This window comes from Flavobacterium sp. B167r, from assembly GCF_056824315.1.
In genome coordinates, this window is record NZ_CP124859.1 from 1,027,600 (window position 1) to 1,035,176 (window position 7,577).

Genomic DNA, 7,577 nt, shown 5'->3' on the forward strand with positions numbered 1-7,577 from the left:
ATGAAGACAACTTTAGCCTTGATTGTTTTTTCATTTTATACGGTCAACGCACAGCAAAAACCTGTTGAAACTCTTTATTTTGAGTTTGACAGGTACGATTTGACAGATAAGCAAATCGGCGTTGTATCGAATTTTGTAAAAAATATAGACACTGCTAAAGTAGAGTCTATACAGATTTATGGCTATTGTGATGATCGCGGAAACGATGAGTATAACTTTAGATTATCTAATAATCGAGCCAATACAATTCAGAATCTATTGATCGGAAAAGGATTCAACCGAGGTAAAATTGTTATTCTAGAAGGAAAAGGGCGTGTTGTCGTAAAAGCAGATACGGTAGAAAATCTGTACGAAACACGTCTCCGAAATCGGCGGGTCGATTTGATCTTGGTAAAGAAAAATAGTTTCGGAAAAGGAATTCGCACTTCTTTCAAAGACGATCTAAAAGTCGGGGATAAAGTTTGCCTCGAATCTATTTTATTTGAAATCGGAAGTGCCAAACTAACGCCTACTTCAAAAAGAGAACTTGACAAAGTTGCCATAACACTTCAAAATCATAGAAGTTTAAAATTTGAAATACGCGGGCATGTCTGTTGCACGCCCGAGATCTACAACGACGGAATTGATCGAGCAACTAAAGAAAGAAGACTTTCTTGGAACCGCGCCAAAACTGTTTTCCATTATTTAATGTCCAAAAAAATATCAAAAAGCCGCATGACCTATATGGGCTGCGGCAATAAATATCCTTTAGGCCGAGGTGATAATTACGATCGGCGGGTGGAGTTTCTGATTACTAAAATTTAGTTTTTTAAGATGCTGAGATTCTGAGTTACTAAGATTCTAAGATTTTAACTCTCTGATCATTTCGATATGCGGAATATCATCTTCTAAATACATTTCGCTGGTTTGTACAAAACCGTGGCTTTCGTAGAATTTCTTCAAATATAATTGTGCGCCAATGGTTATTTTATCTTTTCCAAAGTTCGATTTAATTTCAGCAATGGCTTCACGCATTAATTCATGTCCCCATTTTCTATCGCGATAATTTTGATCTACAGTCACTCTTCCTATCGAAGCGTTATCGAAACTAATTCCAGCATCGAATAAACGCGAATAGGCTACAATTTTACCCTCAAACTCTCCGATTAAGTGCAATGCTTTCTTGTCTTTGCCATCAAGGTCTAAATAAACGCAATTTTGCTCCACAACAAAGATTTCACTTCTCAATCTGAGCAAATCATATAACTCATGAGCAGTTAATGCCTCAAAAGGCTTTATTTTCCATTTTAATTCCATCCTTTCTTTAAGTTTTGCCGCGAAGGCACAAAGGCGCTAAGTTATATTATTTTTTTGGCTGCGCTAAAGTTTCTTTTAGAAATCGCAAAAGACACAAAGTTATATCCAATAGAAATAAAAACTTTGTGCCTTTGTACTTTGCATCTTTGCCCTTAGAAAAAACTACTTTTTCTTCATTACAATTTCCATGCTTTTATATTCTGATCCGTTTTTTACATCGAACATTTCCATTTTTCTAGTTTTCGGATCAACGATTGTATAGACTTCTCTATATGGTGATTTTTCTCCGTTGACAGGATTTACCATTTCGCCTTTAAATTCCATACTTTTTGCGGCTTCATTGTATTTTCCCATGGCAACCATCATTCCGGTTCCCATATTATCGATAAAAGTTGTGGTATATTCTTCACTGGCATTATTATAAGCCAAAGTACTTTTTCCTTCAAAAGGCTGTCCCATCATTGTTCCTTTATAAACAGATTCTTGATAACGCCCGCCCAAAACCATTTTGATTTCCGCAGTGGTAGTTGATTTTTCGGGTTTACCATTTGGTTCTGCCCAGAATGTCATATCGCAGTTCCAAGTCCCAACTTCGTCAGCCATCATTTTATGAGGGGTTCCTGGTGTCGCGTATTCCTGCCAAGCTTTCATTTGTGCCGCAGAATCTACTGGCTCTTCAATAAGAGGTTCTTCTGTTTTAACAGCTAAAGAGTCTTTTGTGATAGCGGTCTCCTCTTTTACTTCTTTCTTACACGAAACAAAACACAGGGTTATTATTGCCAAGGTTGTGGTTAATTTTTTCATAACTATTTGTTTTAATGTTTGTTATGAATAAAATTACGAAAATTTTGTTTCAAGTTTCATGTTTTATGTTTCAAGTTTGATATGCTTTGGCTATTTAACCGCAGAGTTCTCAAAGGGTTTGGGCAAATGAAAGCAAAGTTCTCGGAGAACTTGAAACCTCAAACTTGAAACTTGAAACAACAAAATATCCTATCGTTTGTCGATTCTTACGGTTTTTATGATGGCTTCAAGATTTAACATTAGATCGCGTTCTTGATGAGATGGCGAATAAGAGAATCCTTCTATCACTAGAACACGATTGAAGGTTGGGTCTAATATCGCGTAATTTATAAACGGTCCAGTCATGAAGTCGTTTTTGAGCTCCCAAGTTCCTTTTGTCTCAAAAGCTTCTTTATTGTCTAATGCTATTTTTGAGAAATACGGAGCGTAGGCTTCGCTCGTAATCATTTGCGTATTAGGTTCACGGCCTTTAATATATTTGCCTATGGAATCGCGCATTTTGACGATTGCGTTTACAATGTCTTTTTTCTTTTTGAAATTTCTAAGCGGAATTTGGTAAATCAATAAACTGGTATTACCGCTTATGATTTCTTTTTTAAGCCAAATGAATTTCTTTTTATGCAACATGTATTCATATCCTGTTGGAATCTGAATATTGATATGGAATTTGTTTTTTATGATGGCTTTATTCAGTAAAGAAGTACTATTATCTTCCTGAATTTTTTGAATTTCAGCATCATGAATAATTTTTATTATTTCTGCCGAATTCAATTCAATGCTACAGATAATATCGTCTACTGATTTTCCGTAAATGCGAAAAGTATTGTGTGGAAGAGTTTTACTTCGAATGATTTCGAATTTTTCTGCTGCTGTTTTTTTAACCACTATAATGCTTCGGCTATCTGTAACAAAGCCTTCAAGCAATCTTGCGGGATATTGGTTAATGGTAAAAAGCGGTTCTTCTTGAGTAAGTCCAAGAACCGGTGAAGCAAATTTATTTCTGATACTATCGCCTACTTCACCATACCACAACTGATCGTCAATAATGACCGAAATGGTATTTGTTTTTCCAGAAACTGTTCCATTTTGTTTTTCGCTTTTGAAACAAGAGATCAGGAAAAATGGAACTAATAGCAATAAAAAATGGGTTTTATTCATTTTTTTAATTTATGAAATAAAACCCAAATTTAATAAGATTTTTCTATTATCCGTTTATTTTAAGTTTCATTCCCGGTTTAATATCTTCATCTTTAATATCATTCCATTTTTTAATATCTGAAATTGTCACTCCAGGATATTTTTTTGAAATACTATATAAAGAATCTCCTTTCTTAACGTAATAATCTTCACTAACGTTTTTAGAAATTGCTTTTTTCTTGAATGTATCAACCGAGTTTGATGCAATTGCTGTTGAAGCCGGCTCTTCTATAACTATTGCTGCTTTAGAAATAATGATTGTTTTTCCTAAACCAATGTTATTTGAAGTTAAATTGTTAAGTTCTTTTAACTCCGCAATAGTCGTACCGAACTTCTTTGCTATGCTTCCTAAATTATCTCCAGCTACTACAACATAGTCCATATCAATAGCTGTTGACTTTTCTTTTTCATCAGCAGAAGCAATTGCTTCTTCTTTTTTGTCTATAACTGCATTTGCTTTTATAGCTGAAGGCTCTTCAGGTTTAATCTTTAAGCTTCGGCCGATTGCAACGGCATTTGTTTTTAAGTTATTCCATTTTTTAAGCTCGCTAATGCTAACATTGTATTTAGAAGCGATTGCGCCTAAGTTGTCTCCTTTTCTAACTTTATAAAATTCGAAATCGCTATTGTTAATCTCTGCTGGCTTAACAATCGACTTTGCAGCAGGTCTAGCTTTTGGAGTATATTTTACAGCCAATCTAGAATTAGTTGATCTGAACTCTGTATTGTGTTTTACGTAAGCATAAATTTGCTCTTCGTTTGATACAAAAGTTGCTACTTTATCTTTTGGAAGACGAATAAAATGCTGTTCTCCTTGATAAAACGGAACAACTCCCATTTTGTATGACGGATTTAAAAGCTGGATTTGTGATTGTGGCATGTCTAATAAATCGGCAATCTGTTTGAAAGACATTTGATTTTTTACACAAACGGTATCCGTTTCGAAGTTTTTAACTACTGCTCTTTCTGGATTAATACCGTGTTCTTTATGGTATTCGAAAAGATACATTGTTGCTAAGAAAGCAGGAACGTAACCTTGAGTTTCTTTTGGAAGATAATTGCGAATGTCCCAGTATTTTGTTTTTCCGCCAGAACGACGAATTGCTTTGGTAACATTTCCTGGACCTGAGTTGTAAGAAGCTAATACCAGTTCCCAGTCGCCAAAGATATTGAACATTTTGCTCATGTATTCTGAAGCTGCGGCTGTAGCTTTAAGAGGGTCACTTCTTTCATCGATATAAGAATCGATTTTTAAAGTGTATTGTTTTCCGGTTCCGTACATAAACTGCCAAAGTCCCGTGGCGCCCATTTTAGAAACTGCTTTAGGATTTAAAGCAGATTCTACAACGGCTAAATATTTTATTTCCAAAGGAACGTTTTGTTTTGCGAAAGCATCCTCAAAAATTGGGAAATAATATTCTGATAAAGCCATTAATCGAGAAAACGATTTTTTACGGTTCTTAAGAAATGACTTTATTATATTTTCTAAACCTTGATTGTATTCAATTTCAAAAGGTGATTTCTGATTCATCGCCGCCAAACGCTGTTTTAGCAATTCGGTTGGGAGTTCTTCATCGACAGTAACATCTTTATTGATGGTTTGAATGTCTTTGGTCAGATCATCATAAATATCTAGACTTACTAATTCGTTCATCCAAAGACTGTCAACTTTTGTAGCCAAATGGTCTTTTTTGAATGTGCTTTTAATAGAATCTAAATATGATAACTTAACCTCTGGCTTCAGTTCTGTGTCTGTCTTTGCCGTTTCCTGCGCACAGACAGCTAACGAAAAGAATGCGGAAACCACTAGTGATAATTTTTTTACAATCATATAACATTATTTTAAAATTCTGTAATTCAAATAATTACAAGAGTTGTATTTTTGCAAATCTAAGCCCTTTATTGAAGAAAAGTGTTTAAAAAAATGTTAATTGTGATATTTTAGTCTAAAATCGCAGCGATTCCAGGTAAAATTCTTCCTTCTAACATTTCAAGCATTGCCCCACCACCAGTAGAAACATAGCTCATTTTGTCTTCAAATCCGAACTGTTTTACTGCTGCAACAGAATCTCCACCACCAACTAATGAAAATGCTCCATTTTCTGTAGCTTCTGCTATATAATCTCCTAATGCAATTGTTCCTTTAGAGAAAGTTTCCATTTCAAAAACTCCTAATGGACCATTCCAAAGAATCGTTTTAGAACCTAAAATTACTTTTTTGAAGTTCTCTAAAGATTTTGGACCTGCATCTAAACCTTGCCATCCGTCAGGAATTGCAGTTACGTCTACAACCTGGGTATTTGCACTGTTTGAGAAATCGTCTGCTGCAATAACATCAACAGGAATGTGAATCTGAACGCCTTTCTCTTTTGCCAATCTTAAAATTTCAAGAGCTAAATCTAATTTGTCATCTTCGCAGATAGACTCACCGATTTTTCCACCTTGAGCTTTAATGAATGTAAAAGTCATTCCGCCTCCAATAATCATGTGATCTACTTTATCTAAGATGTTTTCGATAACGGTGATTTTAGAAGAAACTTTAGAACCTCCAAGAACTGCAGTTACAGGTTTTTCACTGTTTTTAAGAACTTTATTTAAACTGTCAATTTCTTTTGCCAATAATGTTCCAAAAGTTTTATCGTTTGGAAAAAATTGAGCGATAATTGTAGTCGATGCGTGTGCTCTGTGAGCCGTACCAAATGCATCGTTTACATAGATATCTCCTAGAGAAGCTAATTCTTTAGCGAAAGCTACATCTCCTGCTTCTTCTTCAGCGTGGAAACGTAAATTTTCTAATAAAAGAACTTCGCCTGGTTTTAAATCTTTTGCTGCTGTTTGAGCTGGTTCTCCAACACAGTTTTCAGCAAATTTTACTTGAACTCCTAAAATTTCAGAAGCTGTTTTTAAAATATGTTTTAGAGAGTATTTCTCTTCTGCTCCTTTTGGTCTTCCTAAATGCGACATTAAAATCACACTTCCGCCTTGAGCTAAAATAGCATCAATTGTTGGCTTTGCTGCTTCAATACGTGTTGTATCTGTTACATTAAAATTCTCATCTAATGGCACGTTGAAGTCAACACGGATAATTGCTTTTTTATTTTTAAAATCGAAATCGTTTAAAGTTTTCATCTGCTTGTTTTTTAATTTTTTGAAAGAATAACAAATATATGACTTTTAGAGTACTCTAAATTTCAAAAAAGCAAAAATAATCCATTAATAAAAACGAAAACGTTGTAAATTATGAAAACCAACAAAATAATTCTTAAAGATGATAAAAATTACTTGCTTAATCGTGAACTGGACTTTGTGTACAAGGACAGTTACTGATTGATCCTAAGAAGTCAAATCCGATTGTGATTGAATGTGTTCCTGAATTATAAGATCCAAGTCCATTAAACATTAACTGGTAAGAGTATGCAAAATAGAATTTAGATTTCATAAAACCGGCCATAGGTCCCATTGCCAAAGGTTTTGGGAATTGGTCATTTAAGAAACGGTAAGAAACACCAACCCAATAGTAATCTTCGTAACGATTGTAACGTCTGTATTTGAAGTTAAAATCGGTTGTAGAACGCTGGTCATTTGCAAAGTACTGCAAGAAAACCGATGGTTCATATTCGATACGTCTATTTTCAGCATCTTTAAAAGTAAATCCAGTATATACTTGGAAGTTTGATAAAAGATCTGGTTCGTTTACACGTTCAAGGCTAATATTCTTTTTCAATACGTTATTGGCATTGAAACTCAAATAAAATCCTCTGTTACGATACAATGCACTAATATCAAAGTTATTATTACCGCTATAGCGATTGTCAGTAGGCTGTTGTCCACCAACTGGCGGGTTACCATTACTGCCATCATTAAAATTTCCAGTTTCAATACGGAAACTATTAAAGTTGTAAGATATACCTAAAGATAAATACTGCTCTGTACGATAATCCAAAATCAAGTGGTGCGCAAATGAAACTTTGGCTCCAGTTTGTCTTGTATTACCATTACTATCATTATACAATGAGATACCAACTCCAGAACGATCTAAAACACGAAAATCTGCATACAATGATTGGTTATCTGGCGCGTCTTTAATTCCGACCCACTGTGTTAAACCATTGGCTCTAATACGAAGATTATCTCCAATACCAGCATAAGCAGGAGAAAGAATAAAAGGGTTATCAGCTAAATACTGCGTGAACACCGGTAGGTTTAACTCTTGGCTGTAACTTGTTGTTACAGCCATGAGTACTAAGGATAAAATAAACTTTTTCATTGTAATAATATTT

At 34.6% G+C, this 7,577-nt stretch carries 7 protein-coding genes; 1 reads left to right on the forward strand and 6 read right to left on the reverse strand.

Features of this window, described 5'->3' with window-relative positions; translation table 11 throughout:
• Complete coding sequence (locus tag QLQ96_RS04805) at positions 1-804, forward strand: OmpA family protein (protein ID WP_482495124.1); 804 nt, start codon at positions 1-3, stop codon at positions 802-804.
• A gap of 36 nt (positions 805-840) precedes the next feature.
• On the opposite strand, the gene QLQ96_RS04810 is transcribed toward QLQ96_RS04805, so the two are convergent.
• The 6 genes from QLQ96_RS04810 to QLQ96_RS04835 all read right to left on the reverse strand — a co-directional run bounded on the left by QLQ96_RS04810 (position 841) and on the right by QLQ96_RS04835 (position 7,564).
• Positions 841-1,296 carry a GNAT family N-acetyltransferase gene (locus QLQ96_RS04810; RefSeq protein WP_482495126.1) on the reverse strand — a complete coding sequence of 152 codons (456 nt, stop codon included), beginning with the start codon at positions 1,294-1,296 and terminating at the stop codon, positions 841-843.
• Positions 1,297-1,458: 162 nt separating this feature from the next.
• Positions 1,459-2,100, reverse strand: coding sequence for a DUF1579 domain-containing protein (locus QLQ96_RS04815; RefSeq protein WP_482495127.1), 642 nt, complete (start codon positions 2,098-2,100; stop codon positions 1,459-1,461).
• Positions 2,101-2,289: 189 nt separating this feature from the next.
• Positions 2,290-3,258, reverse strand: a complete 969-nt coding sequence (locus tag QLQ96_RS04820; protein ID WP_482495129.1) for a DUF4837 family protein — start codon at positions 3,256-3,258, stop codon at positions 2,290-2,292.
• 46 nt (positions 3,259-3,304) lie between these two features.
• Positions 3,305-5,128, reverse strand: coding sequence for a LysM peptidoglycan-binding domain-containing protein (locus QLQ96_RS04825; protein ID WP_482495130.1), 1,824 nt, complete (start codon positions 5,126-5,128; stop codon positions 3,305-3,307).
• Between the two features lie 110 nt (positions 5,129-5,238).
• Entirely contained in the window at positions 5,239-6,426 is a 1,188-nt protein-coding gene (locus QLQ96_RS04830) for a phosphoglycerate kinase (protein WP_482495132.1), read from the reverse strand.
• Between the two features lie 157 nt (positions 6,427-6,583).
• A complete protein-coding gene (locus QLQ96_RS04835; RefSeq protein ID WP_482495134.1) occupies positions 6,584-7,564 on the reverse strand; it encodes a PorP/SprF family type IX secretion system membrane protein in 981 nt (326 codons plus the stop codon).
• Positions 7,565-7,577 lie beyond the last annotated feature (13 nt).

Coding starts and splice junctions, on each gene's coding strand:
- QLQ96_RS04805 (WP_482495124.1), top strand. CDS start 1: ATGAAGACAACTTTAGCCTTGATTGTTTTTTCATTTTATACGGTCAAC.
- QLQ96_RS04810 (WP_482495126.1), bottom strand. CDS start 1,296: ATGGAATTAAAATGGAAAATAAAGCCTTTTGAGGCATTAACTGCTCAT.
- QLQ96_RS04815 (WP_482495127.1), bottom strand. CDS start 2,100: ATGAAAAAATTAACCACAACCTTGGCAATAATAACCCTGTGTTTTGTT.
- QLQ96_RS04820 (WP_482495129.1), bottom strand. CDS start 3,258: ATGAATAAAACCCATTTTTTATTGCTATTAGTTCCATTTTTCCTGATC.
- QLQ96_RS04825 (WP_482495130.1), bottom strand. CDS start 5,128: ATGATTGTAAAAAAATTATCACTAGTGGTTTCCGCATTCTTTTCGTTA.
- QLQ96_RS04830 (WP_482495132.1), bottom strand. CDS start 6,426: ATGAAAACTTTAAACGATTTCGATTTTAAAAATAAAAAAGCAATTATC.
- QLQ96_RS04835 (WP_482495134.1), bottom strand. CDS start 7,564: ATGAAAAAGTTTATTTTATCCTTAGTACTCATGGCTGTAACAACAAGT.